We start from the raw sequence: 23,496 nt of genomic DNA on the forward strand, positions 1-23,496 counted from the left end.
TCAATGGGTTAAGCAGAAGCGCATTAGTTTAATGATCTTCGAAGTGGTGCAACAAGACTCTTTATTATTGTGACTGCATCCCTTTGAGGATCATCTCTAACGCCCAGTTTAAGGTTTCATTGGTCTTTTTATCGGTGAGACCGCAGACGTCTTTGGCTACAATGACTGATTCAATCCCCATAAGTATGGTTCCTGCGTTTTTCAAATAATCCAGGTCTTTTTTCGAGAGCTTCTTTTTCGAAGATGACAATGCAAGTGACATGGCTTCTACCCTTCTAGCTCCTCTGATTTTTTTGTTAGATCCCAAGGATTCTAAAAGTGCGGCGCTTAAATACCTTCGGAATATCAATTCATGGTCTTGCGCCATCTTATTGTAATAGTTCTGGATATAGATTAAACGCTGGTCAAGGGGCATGTTTTTCACCTCTTCAAATAACTCTTCAGGTGATGAAAAATGAATGTCAAGCGAGGCTTCAGTATAAAGAAGGTCTATGTTCGGAAAATAGCGATAAATAGTTGCTCGAGCCACTTCCGCTTTTAGCGCCACCTCCTCAAGCGTAATCTTTTTATTCTCTGACATTAAATTCTTGGCTGCACTAAGAATACGAGTCCTGGTTTTGATCTTCTGATTAATTCTACCGTTTTCGAGTGAAATTGTGTTCATGAGACAAATATCTCATAAAATTTGGTTCTTACAAAATTAATTTTTAGCTTTGTGAGACAAATATCTCATAAAACTCTTATTATGGCACAATGGGTACTAGGACACAAAATAAAACCACAACAGGTTAGCGGTGATTACGATCTTGTTATAGGCGAAACGCCTGCTCAAACACCTGGTCCGCCTCCGCATCATCACAATAGCTTTCATGAAGTCTTTTTAGTAACCCAAGGAGAGATGGAATTTATGGTCGATGGCAAAGTCACAACAGTTAAAAGTGGGGAATCCATTAACCTGTCACCAAAATCAATGCATTCCTTTTCCAATAAATCTGACAGTCGCTGTGAATGGGTCAATATTCACAGCCCTAAAGGTTTCTTACGTTTTTTTGAAAACCTCGGGATTCCTGATACCGAAGAAAATGCACCTCAAAAATCTGTCGACCCTCAACTCATTCAAAAAGTTATCCAGACAGCTTCAGAATATGACATGATTATTTCATTGTAATAGGCTTAATAGTGGCCGTCACTCCCTTGGAAGGTGTTTTTTGAATATCGAACCTGCCTGCCGGCGAGACAGGGATTTTAGAACACACCCCCAGCCCCTCTCAAGAGGGGAGTTCTTCTCAACATTGATCCTTGTCGTGACTAAATCGGCCTTTTTGAATTTAGAATGTCGAATATCGAAGTAAAATATTAAAACACACCCCTAGCCCCTCTCAAGAGGGGAGTTCTTCTCAACATTGATCCTTGTCGTGACTAAATCGGCCTTTTTGAATTTAGAATATCGAATATCGAAGTAAAATATTAAAACACACCCCCAGCCCCTCTCAAGAGGGGAGTTCTTCTCAACATTGATTCTTGTCGTGACCAAATCGGCCTTTTTGAATTTAGAATGTCGAATATCGAACTCTGAATTTAGAAGTGATCTTCTAAACTAAAATCATTCTTTGGACTGAAGCTTTTACGTCAGTGTAGATTAAAAAGTGTGTTACAAATTTTTGAAGCCTTGGAAAAAATTTAGCACTTTTTAATCGGTTTTTAGGCGTTCGATAGATAAGCCTGAAAAACACCTCGTAAAAGGCTCCTTTTTTTTGGTTCGTTTTTTTTGGAGAAGCAAAAAAAATGAACAACAATAATTATCGATCCTGCTATAAAGCAGGATACTAAAACTCAATACCTACCCCCAACTCATACAAAGTCTCCGAAGCAGGAACCTCGTCTTGTGGATCAAGGTTGTCTCTGAACCTGACATCAAATTTGAGTGCAATATGGTGGTTGGGTTTATAGTTCACACCAACCATCCAAATATTGAGGTTATTGCGCACATAGTCGAGATCTGCTAACTCAGGAGCCACACTACTATGCGTATCGAGTCTTTCATAGCGCACAAAAAAAGGCAACTCTGAGTTTGAAACAGTAAATATATTTCCTGATGTGGTCTCTGTTCCGGTTGAAAGACCAAAGATTTTTAAAATATCCACGCTTGGTTCAATATAGAAACCATAAGCTTTTTCACCAATCACCTGCCCAAATCCCTGGGTTTCTTGAGTAAGTTGGTATACCTCCGGAGTGTCTCCAAGGGTACCATAAATACCCATTCCAATAAGACTAAATGCCTTGTAATCCCAACGTGCATAGCCAGAGAGCACAAAAACGGGAGCCGAAACTTCCTTTGTCTCTCCATCAACCACAATGGTTTCATCTCGTCCCGATTCATTATAATAGCTACTGGCACTTAGTGTGACGTTGTTAACTGGCAAATAATTAACCTGTGCATTGATCGCGAGTTTATTAAAAGATTCCATCTGCCCTTCTGCCCCGCCTCTTATCCAGGTAGCCGACTGGAAATCTTTAGCCAATACACCATTGGTAAAACCTAGTGCATAATTTATTTTATTAAAAAGATCTCCGTAAACAGTCACCCCTGCTTCGATCCATTCTGATGGCAAGACCAATCTTTCTGCCTCCGGACGGTTTACACTCGAAAACAGCAAGGGCTCTTCATTATTATTGATATACCCAATGTTCAAAGGTTGTAATCCAGCCCTGAAACTCATCCATTTCTTAACGATAAAATCTACATACAGTTCTGGAATAAAGTGGGTTTCACTTTCGCCATTTCCTTCAAGGTGTTCGAAGCCTAATTCAGTGGTCAGGAAAATGCTTTTCGTTATTCTCACCCCGATAAAGGGCACTACCCGATACAATTGACTATAATACAATTCCAGATCGCCAGAACTAAGATCTCTGGGTTGACCTCCGTTAAACACATTGGCCAGTTCGGCATATCCCGAAAAAGCAACCCTTTTATCAGAATAAAAAATCTCAGAGGCAGCGCGACCCAATCCTGGATACTGGCCCTCACGATAACCATCACCCCCTAATTGTTCTTGCGCAGACAGGCTATCCAGCTGGGCAAAACAAGCTCCACCCGAAAATACGGTCAGTATAAAAAAACAAAACAAGGTGCTATAGACAGGTCTCATAGGATAATTAATCGGAGAATAAATATAGTGTTATTTGTTCATTTTCTGATTCTAAGGCAGGCGGGTTTTCCGCGCTTTCGATAAATATTTAAGTCATTTCGAAAACGATTTTATACTATTCGTCCTTAACAAGTATTCGAATGAAAGTATAAATACTATATTTAGGTTCAAACCTCAATCTATGATGCCTTTCCTCCGTAAAACAAGAAAACAACTCGCTGATCACAACCAGTTTTTGAAATATAGTCGCTATGCCATTGGTGAGATAATTTTAGTCGTTGTTGGGATATTAATCGCCTTACAAATCAATAATTGGAATGAAGATAGCAAAACCAATTTACTAGAACAAAATTATTTGGAAAGCATTCGCAAAGAGTTGGATTTAAATATTCGAACTGCTTTATTCCAAAATACCTTTAATGATTTCCAGATCAAAAATGGAGAGATTATGCTTGATTGTTTAGATAATGATTATCCCAAAAATCAAACCGAATTTGCCATAGCCATAACACATGTGGGATACCAAAATACACCCAATTATATTAAAAACGTTTGGTATGAACTCTATGCAACTGGAAATATTGCCATCATAAAAAACAAAAGAATCAAAAACGATTTAATCGAGCTTTACATGAATATGGATGACGTTGTTTTTCATGAGAAGCAAGAATGGAGTAAATATAATTTTGGTTATCGAAGACTGGTTGGTGACATACTTCCTGCTAAGGTCCGAATCGAATTTAGCCAAAATCTTAGCCCCGTATTATATTCAGGAGGGTCAATCAGCTTGGATAATTATGAGGAATTAATTCAAAATCTCATGAAAATAGACGGTCTCAGTGGATACTTGGCAGACATTATTGGTACTAGAAAAGTTTCCACATTGTACATGACAAAACAGATTAAACTAATGAGGGAGATTATTATACTTATCGATGAGGAGCTAAAATAAAAAGCACAAACGCACCTGCACATGAAGCAGGGATTGTTGAAGAAATTTTTGAATATCCAATGTCGAAGTATTCTTCTAAACAGAATTGTCATCTGGAAGAAAGTTGGCCTTTTTTAATCCTGCCTCGCCGGCAGGCAGGGATTTTAAAACACACCCCCAGCCCCTCTCAAGAGGGGAGTTGATCTCATTATTGACTTTTATCGTGACCAAATCGACCTCTGAATCTAGAAGTGTTCTACTAAACTGAAATCATTAATTGGACCGAAGCTTTTACGTCAGTGTAGATTGAAAAGTGCGTTACAAATTTTTGAAGCGGTTTTTTGAATATCGAAACTGCCTGCCCTCAGGCAGATTGAAGTGTTCTACTAAACAGAATTGCCTTCGGGAAGACATTCGGCCTTTTTGATTTTTCGTCTTGCATCCTGATAATTTTTGCATGGCAGAAGCAATAGCCCTCGAGTGAAACGGCTAGGGCTATGGTGGCGTAATAATTATCAGCTTGATGCACAGAAAAATAAAAGCAGCCTTGAACTTTTCGTTCTTTTGTTTCAAGACAAAAGAACAAAAAACAATATCAAAATATTTAACACTAATTTAAAAAAGAAACAAAAGATATAACCCTGGCCCTTGATAAGCATATTGAATTTCTCCCTTAAAGGCTCTGGCTTCTGAATTAATATCTAAATCAAATTTTGAATAAGATGCACCTGCGCTTAACCATTTAAGAGCTCGATAATCAAGATTCAATTTTACATTATTAATGGCTCCTCCATAGTCACCAATTTGTAAAAAGAAAAAGGTGTGGGTTCCACCGAATCTAACTTTTGGTAGAATTTCATAACTGAATCTATATCCAATACTTGGAAGTGGAGCTGTTATCCTAAATCGATCATGAATATCTCTGTTTTCAATATCCAATCCTGTGCTAACACCTAAAACAAACAAATTGACAAAGAAAGATAATTCAGCTTCAGGTTTATTAATAAAGGAATACATATAACCAAAACTCCAGATTTGTGTATTTAAAAAAATGTCTACTCCAGCACCTTCTGGCACTACTATATCTCCCCAATCAAATTCTTCTTCAACATCGAAACTTGACTTTCTTGCAATATTGTAATACTCAGCGTATAATGAAGAATGGCGGTTAAATGAATACTGAAAATCGAATTTTGGAATGATCTTGGATTTTTCAAAGCCTAACTCATCCTCAAGGCTCAATTCTACTCCTAATACGCCGTTAGGGCCTTCGAATTGTATATAGCTATCTAAAGAGGCGCTAATAAATGTAGAAGCAATTCTCCATCTTCTTCCCTCCATGTACTCATCATCTAATCTCTTTTTTTCGGCTTTTTTGTCTTTTTTAGACATTTTATTCTCCTTTGTTTCAGACACTTGCATAATAGAGTCTGATTGCGAAAACACTTGATCCGTATTTATAAAAAAGGATGCAAATGCAAGAAAATAAAATATGGATCCTTTCACTGATTTGAGATTCAATAATTGAGTGGAAAAGTATAAAAAAAGTTCCATATAATTACTTGAAAATGAGAACTAGAAAATCTTTTTTTAAATTTTCAATCAAGATCAAATAAAAATAACAAATGACAAAAAAACAGCAAAGAATTCTCGCAGGCAGGGATTTTTGAAGGTTTCTACTAAACTAAAATCATTAAGCCCGGATTTCGAGCATCGAAACCCTAGTAAACCGCTTTCACAGTAACCTCCACAACTTTAGCAATATTCTTAGCAGGCTTTCCTTTTTCAAAAGCAACCTCATAGTCAGCCAAGGTGATATTAAATTTTGAATCTAAAGACACTTTACCTCCCTCAACAAGAATTGTTGCTTCTTCTGCGATGGCATTGGTTACACCATTAATAGTCAGTTCTCCTGAAATACTTATAGGATAAGAACCATCCTCTTCAAAGTTGACCTCAGACAAATTATCAATCTTCCCTTTTAGTTTTGCTTTTGGATTGGTTTTGGTATCAAGGTATTTCTTCCCATTAAAGTGCTGTTGCATCAATGACTTTTTAAATTCAAAACTTTGCATGGGTACAGAAAACACAACCTCGCCTGTACTTGTTTCAATTGTACCAACTGTTTTATAATTATTCGCCTCAATATCTTCTGAGGAAGTGCTTGAAAAGAACTTAAAATGAGTCTTGGAACTAACTAATTTTTGGGCTGAAACATGAATTGATACCAGTGAAAAACTCATGAACATGATGATTGAAAATAGTGTCGTTTTTTTCATTTTTAATAAGTTTAGTGGCTTTAAGATAAAAATTATTTGTCTGATACGATGTCGCTTTTCTCTACAATGACGTTCTCATACATTCCCAGATCTTCATCATAAGCAGCACCAGAACGTATAACGCCTTTGATAGTAATCTCATCTCCTATTTTAAAGGCTGCTGCGCGTGCATTGCTCTCTGCAGTAAAAGTGCAACTTACGCCAGCCTTATCGGTATCGCTCTTTAACAGGATAACCGTTTGACCTTTGAAGTCTTCTGAGATTTCAGCTACGATGCCAGTCACTTCGAGGACTTTTGAATTCCCTTCCTCATCGAGGTATTTTTCATTCGCTTTATGGGCATCCAACAAATACTCATCTACAATTTCACCTGCATCAAAACTAAAATCAGTTTTGGTCTTTTGAACATCCCTGGCCGGTTTGTTAAACATATAAAAACCCGCCCCTCCTATTATCAGGATTCCTATTCCAATAATTATGATTGTGATTTTTAAAATTTTCTTGCTAGAAGCCATCATGTGGTTTGATTTATTGGTTCAATAGACAAACATAAAACCAAGTCCTGACAAAAAAATATTGACTTGTGATTATTTTAACACAATTTCAGCGCTTTAAAAAAGGCGATTAAACAAGTCCCTTCAATTCCCCCACAACCTCTTCAATAACATCATCTAAATGGTTTATAAGGTTTTCAAGTCGTTCTGAAGATTGATAGATTTCCGCATTTTTCTCCATATCTCTTATGTCATTCTTTAAAGACACAATTTCCATAATATCTATGGTAGGTTTAATTCTATGGGCTATTTTCTTTATTTTTTCAAAGTCTCCTGCTTGATAGGCCGTTTTGATTTCAAAAACTGAATCAGGCACCTGAGTAATAAATAAACGAAGCATTTTATCTATAAACTTTTGATTGCCTTTTGCTATATCCTCAAGTTTAGTCAAATCATACAAGGGTAATTTTGGCGCTTTAATTATTAATTCTGATTCTCGCTCTTTTGGTTTATCTAACCATTCACAAACTATTTGAAGTAATTGCTCTTCGGTGAATGGTTTTGACAAATAACCATCCATACCAGCCTCAATACATTTTTCGTTTTCACCTTTAATGGCATTAGCAGTTAATGCTACAATTGCAACTTGTGATTTTAATTTTTCTCTTATCAATTTAGTAGCCTCATAACCATTTAATTCAGGCATTTGAATGTCCATCAAAATCATATCAAATTGATTTTCATTTACTTCCTTAACAGCTACAGCACCATTTTCAGCCTCCGACGACAGTACACCATAATCTTCTAAAATGGTTGTTGCCACCAATCGATTGGTTTCGTTGTCATCAACTATTAAAATTTTCTTACCCTCCAACATTTTTGTATCGATGAATTGACCTTCCTTTTTTTCCAAATCACTGGCAGTTCCTTTTTGAAAATCAATCACAACTTTTATGGTAGTTCCTATTCCTTTTTCACTTTCAACAATAATCTCACCCTTCATAAGGTCTACTAACGAATGGGTAATGCTCATACCCAAGCCGGTTCCTCCAAATTTTCTGGTAATTGAGGCATCTTCCTGACTGAATTTTTGAAACAAATTTCTCACAAAAAGAGGATCCATTCCGATGCCGGTATCTGTTACACTGATTTCAACCTTTTGCTCCGCATTAATGTCTTCCAAAACAATACAACTAATATCAACGCCCCCTTTTTCTGTGAATTTTATAGAGTTCGAAACCAAATTGAGTAAAATCTGATTTAAACGATAAGGGTCTCCTATCAGCACATTATCCAAAGCTGGATCACAAAAATTATTAGTCAGTTTCAGTCCTTTCTCCTCTGCTTTGTACATCATCCCCTGGATGACTTTCTCTACCAAATATTTCGGGTCGAAACCAATATTCTCGACACTTAATTTTCCTGCCTCAAGTTTTGCAAGATCCAGCACATCATTAATAATTACCAATAAATTCTCAGATGAATTCGTGATGGTTTCCAGATACACTTGTTGCTTTTCATTCAAGGAAGTTTTTTGAAGTTGACTGCTCAGCCCCATGATTGCATTCATCGGTGTTCGAATCTCATGACTCATGTTTGCTAAAAAATTCTGTTTTGATCTGGCCAGATCCTCTGTCACCTTTTTTGCGATTTTTAGCTCTTTTTCTGCTAAAATTCGATCGGTAATATCCACTGCAAAACCAATGACATAAGGCTCTTTTCCTGGTTCTTCTTTTAAAAAATTATTATATAGATTATAAACAATACTTCCGTCTTTATGTCTAATTCTGAAAACCCCTGTTGCTTCTTTATCTTTTAATATTTTTTTCAAATACACATTGTGAAATAGTGATTTGTCAGCCTTAGGCATATAATCAGTTAAGTAACGTCCAATCACCTCTTCATCTTTATATCCATACAATTTATAAACCATAGGGTTCACCGTAAGAAATCTTCCATTTAAATCATGGGTTGTGACAATGGCCAAAGTGTTATCAATCACATCTCGATACCTTTTTTCGCTTTGCTCCTTCTCATGCTGAATCTCTTTGATATTTGTAATGTCGATTCCATAGCCAATTACAAGTTCTACTTTATCATCCCTGTTAATCACAGGGAACATATTTCTCATGATATAATGAATGCTATCATCTGGTTGTTTCAATTCTTCTTCCCAGCTTTTCAATTTTTTGGAATCCAAAACACTTTTGAAAACCTTCTTTCTGCCATCCAGAAGTGATAAGGGTTTATTACGCTTTTTAATATAGTCTTCATCTTTTTTACCAATCATCCATTTTCGCAGCACTGGATCTTTAATCCCTTTAGGGTTGATATATAAATACGTGTGTTCAGGATCAAAAACGGCAATATCTGTGGGGATATTATCCAATATCTGTTCATAAAACTTTCTTTGATTCTCGAGTTTTTCCTGTGCCTGCTTCTCAAAAGTAATATCTTCTTCAATGGCGAAAAACTGGCTCACTTCTCCTTGATCATTAAAAAGAGGTTGGGCATTGATTCGCAACCAATAACCTTCTCCTGTTTTTGTATAATTATAAATCTCGCAAGTAAATGGCTCCTTATTTTGGATCTGCCTTTTCATATAAGCGATGGTTTCAGGGTTTGTCTTTTCTCCCTGTAACAAGCTACCTGGTGTTTTGCCCTTTACTTCAAGCAATTCATAACCAGTCATGTTCACAAATCCATTATTGATCCATTCAATTTTTCCATTGGCATCAGTGATAATAACTGCATTAACGGTTTTTTGAACAATCAATGACAATTTCTCTAATTCGAGTTTATACTCTTTTTGTCTGGTAATATCTGTCCCATAGAAATTAATATAATCTTCTCCCAACACCGGAACACACGTGAATGAATAATCTATATTATTTGAACTACATTCTAGTTCCCATTTATCTGATTTTTGCTCAAAATCCTTAACGATCAGCTTAAAAAACGCATCATTGCGATAGGTTACACCTTCATACTCAATGAAATCTAGTTTTGCCGCGGCCGGATTATTCTGAATTAAATTTCCTTTATGATCTATTCTTAATAGCGGGTCTGGATTTTGTTCGGTAAAAAGAGCAACATCTTTGAACTTGCTATTCGCTATTTTAAGCTCACTTTTTTGCTCGTTAATTGTACTGATTAATTCTTTAAGATCTTCATTGGTAAGCTCAACTGATTTTAATACATGAAGCAGATCAACCAACGGGTCATGGTTTGCAAAATCATTTATAACCAGGTTCTTTTCCGTAATTTGCGCCATTGAATTAAACCAAGGAGTGCCGACAAACAATATCTCGCCAGCTTCTTCTAACAGTTCAAACTGCCCGCGCAAGGTTAATTCGGTGTCTAAAGATGATTTCAGCACTATTAATTGATTCTGAACTGAGACCAAATCATCAAAATGCTTTATTTCAGTTCGAGGTCTTGGAATTGAAAAATAATCATTGAATAAACTCCCTTCAGAAAGAGGAATCACCTTGACTAGCGATCTTCCCAAACCGGTCACTTGCAGATCACGATTGATCTTTATGTAAAACGGGAATATCCTGTCAAGTTGTGCGCCGCTAAATGAAAAAGAATGGTTCATAGTCTACCAGCTAACCTTAAATATTTCATGTGAATTACCTTCATCTCGAGTTTGCATCAAATCAATTGAAGTTTCAACACCATACATCTTGCCTAAACCGCTTAACAAACCCCTGACAAATTCCTGCAGACCTTCTCGCTTAGAAAAATAATGCACATGTATTGAGTTGTTTTCTATATCAGAAACTTTAAACTCAGGTGGGGTCAACTTTGGGTACATCAACATGATTCGGTTATGGAACTGGGGCAGGTTAACCAGAAACTCTTTTAGATTATTTCCTCCCGCCTCCATCAAGCCTCCATACTTCTCTTTTCCGGTTCTCAATATCCACCATTCGCCAAAAGCGTTCAATACCTGGCCAACAGTAATTCCTATTATTTCAGATGTTGCTCCGGCCAGTTGAAAAGTTATGTCGTCGTCATATGGTTCATTACTTAAAAAGTAATCTACGTCAACACCACTCTTTTCTTTGATCAATTCCCATTTATCCGCACCGAAATTTTCAGTTACAAGATCTTGAATTGCTTTATTTACTATTCCGTACATATTATGATTTTAAGTTGAACAATTATTCTAGTCTTCATAAAATGAAGTAATGGTCATGGTTTGATTATGCAATTGACATTTCCCCCCTGACACAACCGGAGAAATTTCACCATAAGAATAAAACCCAGCCATGATGGTTTTGTGATCAAATGATTTACTAACAGACTTTATCTCTTCTTCAATTTTAGTATCTAAAATGAGTTTTCTTCCAACGCAACTTATCAGCAGGGCAAAATCCGGCTCATCTCTTCTTTCAATGATTGTTTGGTCTGCCGCGTTTGATGCAGCCTGAATGATCTTATCAAAATTTGCTTTCATAAATCTAACCTCAGAACCCACAGGAACATCACCCGCAAAAGTCATGCTTTTGTCTTCTTCATTTATTGATAAAATTGTTCTTACAATAGGTTCAGTAGCTCCTGGAATCGTAACAGATAATGGAAACAAAAGGGCTGATCCAGGTAATTTCTTAGATTCTTCTCCCAAATACTTTTTATAGAGATCTAAGGCGTTTTGATCTTCCAATTCAAGTAATACATTGCTGGCAGAATTGGTAACTCTCTTTTGCAAACCAAAGATGTCCCAGCCACCCTGAGATCCATGTGTCACCGTCAAACTATTTCCATAAAACCCGATGGCCATGATTTCACCTTCTATCGGCTGCTTATTTAAACCAACCAAGGTAGATTCGAAATTTGCATCATCCCCGGCAAGACCTCCGGTAATCAAAATATTCTTAGCTACCTGCGTTGAAAGGCCTTTTACAAGTTCACTGCCATTGACCAAACTACCATCAGAAAATACCAAAATATAACTAAGATCATTCTTTGGTAATTTTTTACCCAAACTTATTGCGGCTTCATAGCTATTCTTGTAATCTTTGATATTCACAGTAGTCGATCGAATCACTGTTTTATCAAACTCCATGGCAACGACTACTACGGAATTATCTAAGACGCTTTCCTGACAAATCTCCCCGGCTGTGCTTGCCATGGCTATTTCTGCTGCTGGAAATTTTGCTTTGAAATTCTTATAGATGTTTTCATCTGAAAGATTAAATTTTGAAGCAAAGCATAAAACCAAGTTTACATTTTCATCATTAACGTCTTGACTCTTGGGGTCTTTCTCCCAACTATTATCATATACCTTATAAAGTGCTGTCTTCATTTAAACTATTGAATTACATGGATTAGTATTCGATTCATCGAATAAGGGCCAAAATTGTGCCAATTTAAAATTATAATCAAACTGCTGAATATCAGAGACTTATAATTATTTTTGATTATTATTTTTCCATATTATGGAAAATAATTCCAATTTACGGAAAAGCACTTTTTATTCTAGCTCACCCGCCTGCATCATTTTATAAATGGTGCTCTTACCAATATCTAAAACTTTAGAAGTCGCAATCACGTCATTATCGTTTTTGTTTAAGTAATACTTTATGATATCACAGGTATATTGTCTCAATGTTTTTTGTTCTGCCATAAACACTTCCTCCCGTTTAGTGGAAGTATAGGTAATATCATCTGCATCAATTTCATTGTTCTCACACATCACCGCAGCGAGGTCAATCATCGCCTTGAGTTCTCTTACATTTCCTGGAAAATAATACTGCAATAATTTGTCTTTTGCTTCTTTGGTGAAATGAATACTGCCCAGGGCATTTTCCTTTGCAAAATCATCTAAAAAATGTTTGGCAAGAATCAACACATCCCCACCTCTTTCACGCAAGGGTGGCAAGCTAATTGGCAAGCCCATAATTCTAAAATAAAGGTCTTCTCTAAATGTTTCTTTCCTTACCTCTTCGGCCAGATCTTTATGTGTAGCAACGATAAGGCGCACATCTAACTTAATATTTTCAGTACCGCCAACACGAACCAATTCTCTCTCTTGTAAAACACGGAGTAATTTAGATTGTATACTTAAATCTAATTCTGCTATTTCATCTAAAAAAAGAGTTCCACCATTTGCTTCTTCAAACTTTCCAATTTTACGCGAAATAGCTCCAGTAAATGCTCCTTTTTCATGTCCAAAAAGATCACTTTCAATTAACTCTAATGGAATAGCAGCCATATTCACCGCTATAAATTTCTTTTTCCTCCTATTACTATTATAGTGAATTGCTTTCGCAACCAATTCTTTACCCGTCCCTGTTTCACCTGAAACGGAAATATTGATATTGGTTTTAATAGCTTTTTCCATCATTCTAAAAACCTTCTTTAGCGCATCACTTTGCCCTATGATAGACTTATCGAATGAATATTTCTGACCCAGTTCTTCTCTAAGATTGGCTACTTCCTTTTTTAGAGTTTGTGTCTCACGAATCCGCACAACACTGTTCCATAAAAGGTCTTTTGTAGCTTCATCCTTTATCAGATAGTCACTTACCCCTAATTTTAAGAGGTTAACCGCCACAGAAATATCTTCTTGTGAACTGATCATAATAACCGGTAATTGAGGATTGATATCCCTTATCTTTTTAAAGAGCTTGTCTCCGGTTAGATCTGGTAATGAAAAATCTAGGGTCACCAAGTCAGGTTGAAGTGACATATTTGAAAGACACTCTTTTCCAGTTTTAAAAAGTGTCACCTCATAATCTGGATTCAAACTAAGATGGTATTGCAATATTTCACCATACCATTCGTCATCCTCAACAATAAAAATTTTATATAAGTCCATAATGATTAAAAAGCGTGCCTGAATATCAAGCACATTATTTTTCGCCTATTCAATATATTGCAAATTAGAGAATATTTCCAATATATAGAAAAGTTATACAATATATAATTTGACGGAACACCATTCAAAGACTACACACTAAATTAAAAATATAATTTATTGTAAAACATATATTTAGAACTCTCTTGTGCCAAATATAAAAATTTGAATAGTCAGGCTTCGGCTACAATAAAAAGATATTACGCGCTCCATATTAAGTCAATTTCAACCAAATTAAAACGCATCATAAAATAAATTCTATAATTACATTTTATGGAATTATTTCCATTATATAGAATAATTCTTATATTGATAAATTTTAAAGTACTGTAGTTCAAGTTATTATGTTTTGGCACCGCTATTGAAAAGACACTTAACAAATAAAATATATATCATTATGAAAATTGTAATTGTTGGAAGCGGATATGTCGGACTTGTTACCGGAGCCTGCTTTTCAGAAGTAGGTATAGAAGTTGTTTGCGTCGATGTTGATCGTGAAAAAATTGAAAACCTAAACAAGGGTATTATCCCAATTTATGAACCTGGCTTGACAGATATGTTGACCCGTAACATGAAAAAAGGCCGAATAAGCTTTACCACAGATATCGCTAGTGCTGTAAAAGATTGTGAAGTTGTCTTTATTTCAGTAGGAACACCTCCAGACGAGGATGGTAGTGCAGATCTAAAATATGTTCTTTCAGTGGCCCGAGATTGTGGCAGGAATATGAAGGATTATTTACTGGTTGTCACTAAAAGTACGGTGCCTGTTGGAACTTCAAAAAAAGTTAAACTAGCAATTCAGGATGAATTGAACAAACGAAATGCTGACATTAAATTTGATGTCGCATCAAACCCTGAATTTTTAAAAGAAGGCGCAGCGATTGCAGATTTTTTAAAGCCAGATCGAATCGTTATTGGTTTAGAAACTCAAAGATCCGAGGAACTGATGAAAAGCTTGTACAAGCCTTTTACTATGAATGGGCATCCATTAATCTTTATGGATATCGTTTCTGCAGAGATGACCAAATATGCTGCAAATTCAATGCTTGCCGCAAAAATCAGTTTTATGAATGACATTGCCAATCTATCCGAAATTGTAGGGGCTGACATCAATCAGGTTCGAAAAGGGATTGGTTCTGACTCTCGTATTGGAAATAAATTTATTTATCCAGGAATAGGGTATGGCGGATCATGTTTTCCAAAAGATGTCCAGGCACTAATCAGAACAGCGGGTGAATACAATTATGACCTGCGTGTATTGAAAGCTGTTGAAGCCGTAAATAAGGATCAGAAATTGGTGCTCTTTAACAAAATTAACAATTTCTTTGACGGAGATCTTAATGGCAAAACAATTGCCTTATGGGGCCTCTCTTTCAAACCTCAAACAGACGATATGCGAGAAGCGCCTTCTCTTGTCATCGTTCAGAAACTTTTAGAAGCCGGCGCAAAGGTCAGAGCTTATGATCCGGTTGCAGTAGAAGAAGCGAAACATCATTTTGGTGATAGTATTGATTATTTTGATGACCAATACGAAGCCTTGATCGATGCAGATTGTGTTGCCATATTAACTGAGTGGCCTGAATTTAAATTCCCCAATTTCAAAATTGTAAAGAAACTTTTAAACTTTCCAGCAGTATTCGATGGCCGTAATATCTATGACAAAGATGATATGTTCGAAGATGGCTTTAATTATTTCTGTATTGGTATTGACACAAAGAAAATCACAACATCAAATGCTGCTCCCGTTCAGGTAATGGAGAGCTTGGTATAAATCTAATAGTTCATCAAAAAATAAAATTATGACACGTAAAAAAATATTAGTCACCGGAGGTGCTGGCTTTGTCGGATCACACCTATGTGAACGATTACTTAATGAAGGAAACGAAGTTTTTTGTCTCGATAACTTTTTTACCGGGCAAAAACAAAATATAGTACACTTACTTGACAATCCATTTTTTGAATTGATTCGTCATGATGTTACTGCTCCCTTTTTCATCGAAGCAGATGAAATTTACAATCTGGCTTGCCCGGCTTCACCGATTCATTATCAATATAACCCAATTAAAACCATGAAAACATCGGTAATGGGTGCCATAAATATGCTGGGGCTTGCTAAAAGAATAAAAGCGAAAATATTACAAGCCTCAACAAGTGAGGTCTATGGAAATCCGCTTGTGCATCCTCAACCAGAAGGATATTGGGGTCATGTGAATCCAATTGGAGAACGTTCTTGTTATGACGAAGGAAAAAGAGCTGCAGAAACTTTGTTTATTGATTACAACAAACAGAACCAAGTTGATATCAAGATCATCAGAATTTTTAATACTTACGGGCCGCGAATGCATCCCAACGATGGCAGAGTTGTCTCAAACTTTATCGTTCAGGCACTACAAAACCAGGATATCACCATTTATGGTCAGGGTCAACAAACAAGGAGCTTCCAGTTTATAGATGACTTGGTCGAAGGAATGATTAGGATGATGGCTTCCGGCGATCACTTTCCCGGCCCAGTTAATATTGGCAATCCGGTTGAATTCACCATTCTTGAATTGGCAGAAAAAGTCATACAACTCACAGGATCTCAATCAAAAATTATCCATAAACCTTTACCATCAGATGATCCAATGATGAGACAACCAGATATAACACTTGCCAAAAAAGAGTTAGACTGGTCTCCAAAAATAGATCTAGATGAAGGCTTAATCAAAACAATCGAATTCTTTAAGTCTGATCTGTTCAAACTTGAGCCTGAAAATATTTATGAAGAAATAATGTAGACTTCAAATCATTTAGTACCCCCTGATTTAAAAAACAGAATCACTTTATAAAAGGCAATTAAAGTGGTTCTTTTTTTGTCTTTTTTTGGTGGTTAAATACTGTCTTTTTACCCTGAATTTTTATCAATTTAATCGATCAGACTTCATTCTAAAAAATGGAATTACCCTTCAATGATGTTCCTGACCATTTAAAAAACGCTTCTTACCTGATACTTCAATCTAACCAGTCTTAAACCTTATTCCAATTTCGGGAAAGCAATTCCACATCGTAGAACATTCATTTTATATCTATGTTATAATTATCTGTCTATCAATAGGTTAAGATCGTATTTCTTTTGGCACAACAATGGTATATGGTAAAGCAACACAAATAATAAATTATGTTTTATCAAGTAAATACACAAACAAACTCGGAACAATTATACAACTTAACTATGGTTGATAAAATGTGCCGTGGCAAACAGGAGACTGTCTTAAAAATGGTCAAGGTATTCATTAGCCAAATTTCAAAATCAGTTCAAGAAATAACAGAGGCTTATCAAATAAAAGACTTTCGAAAAATTAAAAATGAAATTCATAAAATAAAGCCAACACTCACCTATTATGGAACCGCCAAAATCAAAAAAGAATTACTGGTGCTGGAAGAACTTGTAAATGGAATTTTTACAGCAGAAGAAATAGAAATAAACATCACCACACTTAATACAATAATAACACAAACTGTAGCTAAAATGAAAATTGATTTTAGCATTTCAAACAACTAAAATGATGAAGAAAAAAATATTGATTGTAGATGACGAGATAAGTATCTGTCTTTTATTAGAAAACTTTCTTTCCAGAGACTATGATGTTTCAACCATTCAAGATGGACATGAAGCGCTCAAATGGCTTGAAGGGAATCTTCCTGACCTTATTATCAGTGATATTCAAATGACCAAAATGGATGGATATGAATTCCTGACTGAAGTTCGTCAAAGAGGCTTTACCAAGCACACACCCTTTATAATGCTTTCTGCCAGATCAGAAAGTAAAGAGCGCATAAAATGCTACAAACTTGGTGCACAAGACTACTTGACAAAACCTTTCAACCCGGATGAGCTTGAAGAATTGGTTAAAAAGAACTTGTTCCCTATTCACTACACAATTGAATGGTAACCTATTCAGATAAAAAATATTGTCATTATTAAAAATACAACTATAAAAATGAAAGCTTCACTAAATATACTCTATGTTGGTAATGAGACCAAGTCTTTGGAAAAAATCCGCTATCAGGATAACTGTTCACTGACTGTTCTTAATAACAACCTCAGTGCCGTAAATTATCTCAACACAAATAAACAGCCAGATGCGATCATTTGTGACTATAACTTACCTGGCAATAATGGCATGTTTCTATTCGATTGGATTAGAGATCGCACCCTTTATAACAGCACCCCCTTTATCCTCTTAGAACGTGAATTCAACAGCGACAATTTTAAACTGGCTTTCAAAAAACAAGTGGATGATTATTTTGTGACTTCAACTTTGTTAGCTAGCAATTTGCTGAATAGAATTCAATATTTATCTGACTTCAGAAACAAGCCTTCTTCTTTAGAAAAGGTTGTCCCTGTTCAGGAATCATACAAGATGCCACTTTCAAAGCGCATTTTTGACATTGTACTGGCATCAACTGCCCTTTTATTTGCTGCCCCTTTTTTACTGCTCATTATACTTGCCATCAGACTTGAATCAAAAGGGAAAGTATATTATATCGCAAAAAGAGTTGGGCGTAAAACCTTTGATTTCTACAAACTTCGTTCCATGCGAACCGGCTCTGACGAATTACTCAAAAATTTAGCAAAGGAAAAGAATCAATATAACAATGTCTCGAAACCAATTGATCATGATGCAGAGGCAACTTGCCCAAAATGCAAGAACTTACGCAATGGTAAAACCTGCTCTCCGGTAATGTATGTTGACACAAATGAAGTTTGTGAATACTGGCATAATTTTCAGCAAAATAAGGCGGCAGAAAACAGTGCTACTTTTGTAAAAATCTCTAACGACCCTCGTGTAACCAGAGTCGGTAAATTCATAAGAAACACGAGCATCGACGAATTACCTCAGCTTATCAATGTCTTAAAAGGTGACATGTCTATTGTAGGCAATCGCCCCTTACCGGTTTACGAAGCTGAACTGCTTACTGAAGATACAATGTCCAAAAGATTTCTGGCTCCTGCAGGCATTACGGGCTTGTGGCAGGTAGAATTGAGAGGTCAAGGTGGTGTTATGTCTGAAGCTGAAAGAATGAAACTTGACAATGAATATGCCGACCATTTTAGAGGAGACAACTTCTCGTTTTGGTATGATATAAAACTCATACTACGCACCATACCTGCCCTACTTCAAAAGGAGGCGGTTTAACCAATTGATTAAAATAAGAATAACGTGAAACTAATTAATAAATACTTGCTGCTTATCATTCTTTACGGATGCTTTTGTTCGGATGCCTGGGGTCAAACCGATTCTATTACCAAGACAACCGACTACAGAAATGGAATCAAAATTCCTTCGCTGTATGTATTGATCGACTCAGCTATCAATCACAATGCCATGGTGCGTTACCGAAAGCAGACCATCGGAGTTAAAGAGGCTGACCTTAAATCTGAGAAGCTTGACTGGACAAGAAATTTTGGGATTCAAGCCGATGGACGATATGGGAACTTTAACAACAACTCCATTAGTGTTGATGAAGGAAATTCGAGCCTCCTTGCTTCATCGACCACTCAATTTAATTACGGGGTTGGTTTGTATTTAAAATTCCCGGTTTTTGATGGAATTAATCGTAGAAATCAGGTTAAAAAAGGGAAGATAGAAATGGAGCAGGCAAAGAGTCTTGCAGAGGCCCAGAAAGATGAAGTAAGGCAACTTGTTATCAAACAATACCAGGAACTCACACTAAAACAAAAATTATTAATTATCAATTCACAAAACCTGGGTAATGCTAAGGTAAATATGGAAATGGTAGAAAAAGAATTCAGAAGTGGCGTGATTTCAATCTATGAATATGTGCGCCTGTCTGATATGACTTCGAGAATTGAATCTGACTATGAAAATGCAAAATCAGATTTTCTACTAGCAAAAAAGCTAATGGAAAACTTAGTGGGATTCTCAATTACTAAATACCAATCAAACTAAAAAGATGAAAATAATTGAATTCATAAGATTACTAATTAAGCATAAGGTATTGTTGATTGCGATACCCTTGTTGCTGGCTGGTTTGGTTATTCTACTTACCCTCAAGCCAAAATTTATTTACGCTTCTCAAACGATCCTTTATACCGGGCTCGCTTCAGGGTCGTCTATTGAAATGGATAAGAAGTTTAATTATATGGCTACGAATACGGCATTTGACAATCTAATTAATATCATTAATTCCAGAGAAACCCAAGAGGAAGTTGCGATTAGACTTTTAAGTCAACACTTGCTTTTACCTGCTGCCGATCAAAAATATATTTCTTCCAAGCTCTTTGATGAATTACAGGAAAAAATACCCCAAGACCTTTATGACTATGTCGTTACGGATAGTATCGATTCTTCAAACGGGATGGGTTCTTTAAACCAAACATCCAATAACGATGAATCTTTATCATTTGCTAATACTGAAAACAATCTCTTATTCCCTTCAGTTATAAATAGATACAATTACGAAAAAACGGTAGAGAACCTCACTGCACTAATGAAAAGCAGTAGCAACAATTTTGTATATGAATTACTTAATTATGAAGATGAGCATTATTCAATCAAAGCCATCTCTGAAGTCAAAGCTGTAAGAATATCCAATAGCGACTTGATAAAATTAAGCTATCAGGTAAATGACCCCGGTATTTGTCAACAAACACTTGCTATATACAACGAAGTTTGTATAAGAAACTATAAATACATCAAGGAGAATAGATCAGATGCTGTCGTGAAATACTTTGAGACACAGCTGGCCCATGCTAACAACGACCTTAAAGAGGCAGAAACTAAACTCCTGAATTTCAATAAATCTTATAATATCATCAATTACTATGAGCAAAGTAAAGCCGTGGCTGTGGTAAAAGAAGAAATGGAAGTTGATTACAACAATAAAAAAGCACAACTGGCAGGTACTGAGGCAGCGACAAAAAGGCTTGAAGAAAAACTAGACATTCAACAAGATGTGCAGTTAAAAAGCGAAAAGATACTTGAGAAAAAGAAGGAACTGGGAGATCTAAATTTTCAAATTGCCATGGCAGAGGCAGCATCTGAAAACGATGAAAACAGCCTTCAAAGAATGGAATTGTTAACAAGTCAATCTGCAGCCCTTGAAAAAGAAATAAGTGAAGGTGTTACTGATTTATATAGTCATCAAAACAGTGTTGACGGAATGCCAATTAATGATGTACTTCCTCAATGGATGGATAATGTTATTGAATCTGAAAACCTAAAGGCAAAAATGGAGGTGATGGATCAACGGAATACTGATTTTCAAAAGCAATACGCCGTTTACGCCCCTGCAGGAGCTAACATCAAAAAAATTGAAAGGGAGATTTCAGTTTCTGAACAAGGCTACCTGGAATTACTCCACGGATTAAATCTAGCCAAACTTAAATCTCAGGATAATGAATTGTCTTCAAATCTTAAGACCATTGACCCTCCTTTTTTTCCCTTATCACCCATCCCTACCAAAAGAAAGCTTCTCATCATTGGTGCTGTCTTCATCGGATTCATATTTGTTTTTGGAACTATTTTAGTTATGGAATATTTTGATGACACCCTAAAAAATGCGAAAAAAGCATCTGAAATTCTAAAGCTTCCGGCTCTTGGTATGATGCCAAAAATATTGCTGAATCCAGGGCCTGTTAACATGCCCTTTATTCAAAAGCGTTTGACTGAGATTCTCACTCAAAATTTAAAACAATCCCTAGGCACTGACCCTTCAAATAATACTGCCAAAACAATTTTGTTTGTGAGTACTAATGAAAAAGAAGGCAAAACTGTGATGGCCTGCAATATTGCCAGGAAACTTATAGAACAAGGTAAAAGCGTATTGGTACTGAATTATTCAAAAGACCAACAGCGTATTGATCAAAAAGGAAAGTCTCATTTGATCAACAATCTAATGGGCTATCCTGACCCAAGGATAGATATTGATAATGCATTTCTTGACAATGCATCAAATTATCTGCAAGCCACAACCTATTTATCTTATCATATTGACGAGCAGTTTTATAAAACGACTGATTATAAAGATATTCTTGAGCAAAATGGTCTGAAGCTAAACTTTGTTCCTGACTATGTTTTTATTGAATTACCATCTTTGATTCATCACAGTTACCCAACAGATTTAGTGGCTAAAGCCGATATGTCAATCTTAGTTTGTCGTTCGAACAGACTATGGACAGATGCAGATCAATCAGTTCTAAATGGCCTAAATCAACTGACAGCATCAAAAACAGGGTTCATAATCAACGGTGTCGAAATCAAAGAGGTAGAAACTGTGTTAGGTGATTTGCCTAAAAAAAGGACGCGGTTAAGAACAAAAATTAAAAACGTCTTCCAGTTTCAATTCTATTCTAAAAATCACATATAAAGCTTCGACTTTGAAAAAAACAATAAGAAATATAATACATGAAGATAATTTTCTTTCTCTGGCAGGAAATGTAGTCATTGCCATTTTAGGAATTGCAGGTTTCGCAATACTTGCCCGTAGCTTCTCACTGAACATTTTCGGTGAATGGGTATTATTTATTACTGCGGGATCGTTTATCGAAATGTTCCGATTTGGTATTACCAACACAGGCTTAATAAGATACCTGTCTGGAGCAGATCAAGATGAAAGAATTAAATATATAGGATCAAATGCGCTTATAAGCTTAGGTGTTACTGCATTGATAGCAGTGGTTTTAATACTTTGCAATATTGTATTTTATGAAGCCATAAAAAATTCTGGTTACCAACTTTTCTTTACCTGGTACCCTATTCTGGCTTTTCTAAACCTTCCATGGAATATCGCATTGGTGGTGCTCCAAGCCGACAGTAAGTTCGGAAAGATACTAGCATTGAAATCGATCAATAGTATTTCTTTTTTCATTGTGCTGGCAGCTAATTTCTTCTTTTTTCAAATGACACTGACCGAATTGATATGGGCCTTGTTATTTATTAATGCCATGACCTCTATAGTAAGCATTCTCGCTGGATGGGATGGACTAAATCATATCCGAAGGGCCAGTATTGCTACGAATAAGAAGTTACTGGATTTTGGAAAATACACCACGTTTACACTAATAGGAACGAACCTATTACGGAGTGCAGACACCCTGATTATCAGCTTAAGTCCTCTGGGTAACGAAGCTGTTGCATTGTATAGTATTCCACTCAAATTAACAGAATTACAACAAATACCCTTAAGAAGTTTTGTCGCGACGGCTTTCCCTAAAATGTCGAAGGCAAGTATCAACGGAAAAGTATCAGAAGTAAAAGAGCTTTTTTATACCTATTCAGGAGCTATTAGCTTTTTATTTATTTTCATAAGTCTTTTCACTTTTATTTTTGCCGATTTATTTGTCATGCTTCTAGCTGGCGATAAATTCTTGCAAAATGATCCGGTGACCGGATTCAACGCTGCTGACATTGTTCGTGTATTTTCCTTTTACGGATTGCTATTACCTATTGATAGAATGACTGGTATAGGACTCGATAGTATCAATAAGCCCAACATAAATGCCCTGAAGGTTTTACTTATGGTTGTGGCCAATGTTACCGGAGATCTTATTGCCATTTTTATCTTCAAGTCATTAATTCTGGTTGCAGTATCCTCGATCATTTTCACGGTACTTGGTATCTGGCTAGGCATGTATTTCTTAAGTCGTGAACTCTCTTTACAATACAAGCAAATCTTTATTGCAGGGATACAATTTTATAAATCACTTTTTCATCAGCTTATGACTAAAAAACCAGCTCAAAGCATAAACGCCTATCACAAATACAATTAA

The 23,496-nt window shown here is 36.1% G+C and carries 19 protein-coding genes; 10 read left to right on the forward strand and 9 right to left on the reverse strand.

Annotated features, from left to right (window positions below):
• Positions 1-64: 64 nt before the first annotated feature.
• Positions 65-664, reverse strand: a complete 600-nt coding sequence (locus QWY87_RS09565) for a TetR/AcrR family transcriptional regulator (RefSeq protein WP_290290612.1) — start codon at positions 662-664, stop codon at positions 65-67.
• A gap of 81 nt (positions 665-745) precedes the next feature.
• Between QWY87_RS09565 and QWY87_RS09570 the strand changes: the two genes are divergently transcribed.
• On the forward strand, positions 746-1,168 hold the full coding sequence (locus QWY87_RS09570; protein ID WP_290290614.1) for a cupin domain-containing protein: 423 nt from the start codon (positions 746-748) through the stop codon (positions 1,166-1,168).
• A gap of 658 nt (positions 1,169-1,826) precedes the next feature.
• On the opposite strand, the gene QWY87_RS09575 is transcribed toward QWY87_RS09570, so the two are convergent.
• Positions 1,827-3,149: a hypothetical protein gene (locus tag QWY87_RS09575; RefSeq protein WP_290290616.1), complete on the reverse strand. Its 1,323-nt coding sequence runs from the start codon at positions 3,147-3,149 to the stop codon at positions 1,827-1,829.
• A 181-nt stretch (positions 3,150-3,330) separates the two neighbouring features.
• On the opposite strand from QWY87_RS09575, the gene QWY87_RS09580 reads away from it, so the two are divergent.
• The gene (locus QWY87_RS09580) at positions 3,331-4,101 is read left to right on the forward strand and encodes a DUF6090 family protein (protein WP_290290618.1); all 771 of its coding nucleotides are present in this window, start codon (positions 3,331-3,333) and stop codon (positions 4,099-4,101) included.
• A 594-nt stretch (positions 4,102-4,695) separates the two neighbouring features.
• Here QWY87_RS09580 and QWY87_RS09585 read toward each other — a convergent pair.
• The 7 genes from QWY87_RS09585 to QWY87_RS09615 form a co-directional block, all read right to left on the reverse strand.
• On the reverse strand, positions 4,696-5,472 hold the full coding sequence (locus QWY87_RS09585; protein ID WP_290290620.1) for a hypothetical protein: 777 nt from the start codon (positions 5,470-5,472) through the stop codon (positions 4,696-4,698).
• Positions 5,473-5,801: 329 nt separating this feature from the next.
• A complete protein-coding gene (locus QWY87_RS09590) occupies positions 5,802-6,359 on the reverse strand; it encodes a YceI family protein (protein WP_290290622.1) in 558 nt (185 codons plus the stop codon).
• Between the two features lie 32 nt (positions 6,360-6,391).
• Positions 6,392-6,877, reverse strand: coding sequence for an OB-fold protein (locus QWY87_RS09595; protein ID WP_290290623.1), 486 nt, complete (start codon positions 6,875-6,877; stop codon positions 6,392-6,394).
• 106 nt (positions 6,878-6,983) lie between these two features.
• Positions 6,984-10,454 carry a PAS domain S-box protein gene (locus tag QWY87_RS09600; RefSeq protein WP_290290624.1) on the reverse strand — a complete coding sequence of 1,157 codons (3,471 nt, stop codon included), beginning with the start codon at positions 10,452-10,454 and terminating at the stop codon, positions 6,984-6,986.
• Between the two features lie 3 nt (positions 10,455-10,457).
• Complete coding sequence (locus QWY87_RS09605) at positions 10,458-11,000, reverse strand: heme NO-binding domain-containing protein (RefSeq protein WP_290290626.1); 543 nt, start codon at positions 10,998-11,000, stop codon at positions 10,458-10,460.
• A 27-nt stretch (positions 11,001-11,027) separates the two neighbouring features.
• A complete protein-coding gene (locus QWY87_RS09610) occupies positions 11,028-12,167 on the reverse strand; it encodes an FIST signal transduction protein (RefSeq protein ID WP_290290628.1) in 1,140 nt (379 codons plus the stop codon).
• A 168-nt stretch (positions 12,168-12,335) separates the two neighbouring features.
• The gene (locus QWY87_RS09615; RefSeq protein ID WP_290290630.1) at positions 12,336-13,682 is read right to left on the reverse strand and encodes a sigma-54-dependent transcriptional regulator; all 1,347 of its coding nucleotides are present in this window, start codon (positions 13,680-13,682) and stop codon (positions 12,336-12,338) included.
• Between the two features lie 436 nt (positions 13,683-14,118).
• On the opposite strand from QWY87_RS09615, the gene QWY87_RS09620 reads away from it, so the two are divergent.
• The 8 genes from QWY87_RS09620 (at position 14,119) to QWY87_RS09655 (ending at position 23,496) form a co-directional block, all read left to right on the forward strand.
• Positions 14,119-15,492, forward strand: coding sequence for a UDP-glucose dehydrogenase family protein (locus QWY87_RS09620; RefSeq protein WP_290290633.1), 1,374 nt, complete (start codon positions 14,119-14,121; stop codon positions 15,490-15,492).
• 28 nt (positions 15,493-15,520) lie between these two features.
• Positions 15,521-16,498, forward strand: coding sequence for a UDP-glucuronic acid decarboxylase family protein (locus tag QWY87_RS09625; protein WP_290290634.1), 978 nt, complete (start codon positions 15,521-15,523; stop codon positions 16,496-16,498).
• A 380-nt stretch (positions 16,499-16,878) separates the two neighbouring features.
• Complete coding sequence (locus QWY87_RS09630) at positions 16,879-17,262, forward strand: Hpt domain-containing protein (RefSeq protein ID WP_290290635.1); 384 nt, start codon at positions 16,879-16,881, stop codon at positions 17,260-17,262.
• A 1-nt stretch (position 17,263) separates the two neighbouring features.
• Complete coding sequence (locus QWY87_RS09635) at positions 17,264-17,653, forward strand: response regulator (protein WP_290290637.1); 390 nt, start codon at positions 17,264-17,266, stop codon at positions 17,651-17,653.
• Between the two features lie 48 nt (positions 17,654-17,701).
• Positions 17,702-18,901 carry a sugar transferase gene (locus QWY87_RS09640; RefSeq protein ID WP_290290638.1) on the forward strand — a complete coding sequence of 400 codons (1,200 nt, stop codon included), beginning with the start codon at positions 17,702-17,704 and terminating at the stop codon, positions 18,899-18,901.
• A gap of 24 nt (positions 18,902-18,925) precedes the next feature.
• Complete coding sequence (locus QWY87_RS09645) at positions 18,926-19,675, forward strand: TolC family protein (RefSeq protein ID WP_290290639.1); 750 nt, start codon at positions 18,926-18,928, stop codon at positions 19,673-19,675.
• Positions 19,676-19,679: 4 nt separating this feature from the next.
• Positions 19,680-22,094 carry an exopolysaccharide transport family protein gene (locus tag QWY87_RS09650; RefSeq protein WP_290290640.1) on the forward strand — a complete coding sequence of 805 codons (2,415 nt, stop codon included), beginning with the start codon at positions 19,680-19,682 and terminating at the stop codon, positions 22,092-22,094.
• A gap of 10 nt (positions 22,095-22,104) precedes the next feature.
• A complete protein-coding gene (locus QWY87_RS09655; RefSeq protein WP_290290641.1) occupies positions 22,105-23,496 on the forward strand; it encodes an MATE family efflux transporter in 1,392 nt (463 codons plus the stop codon).

Origin of the sequence: Lutimonas halocynthiae (genome assembly GCF_030409835.1) — a bacterium.
Taxonomy (GTDB): domain Bacteria; phylum Bacteroidota; class Bacteroidia; order Flavobacteriales; family Flavobacteriaceae; genus Lutimonas; species Lutimonas halocynthiae.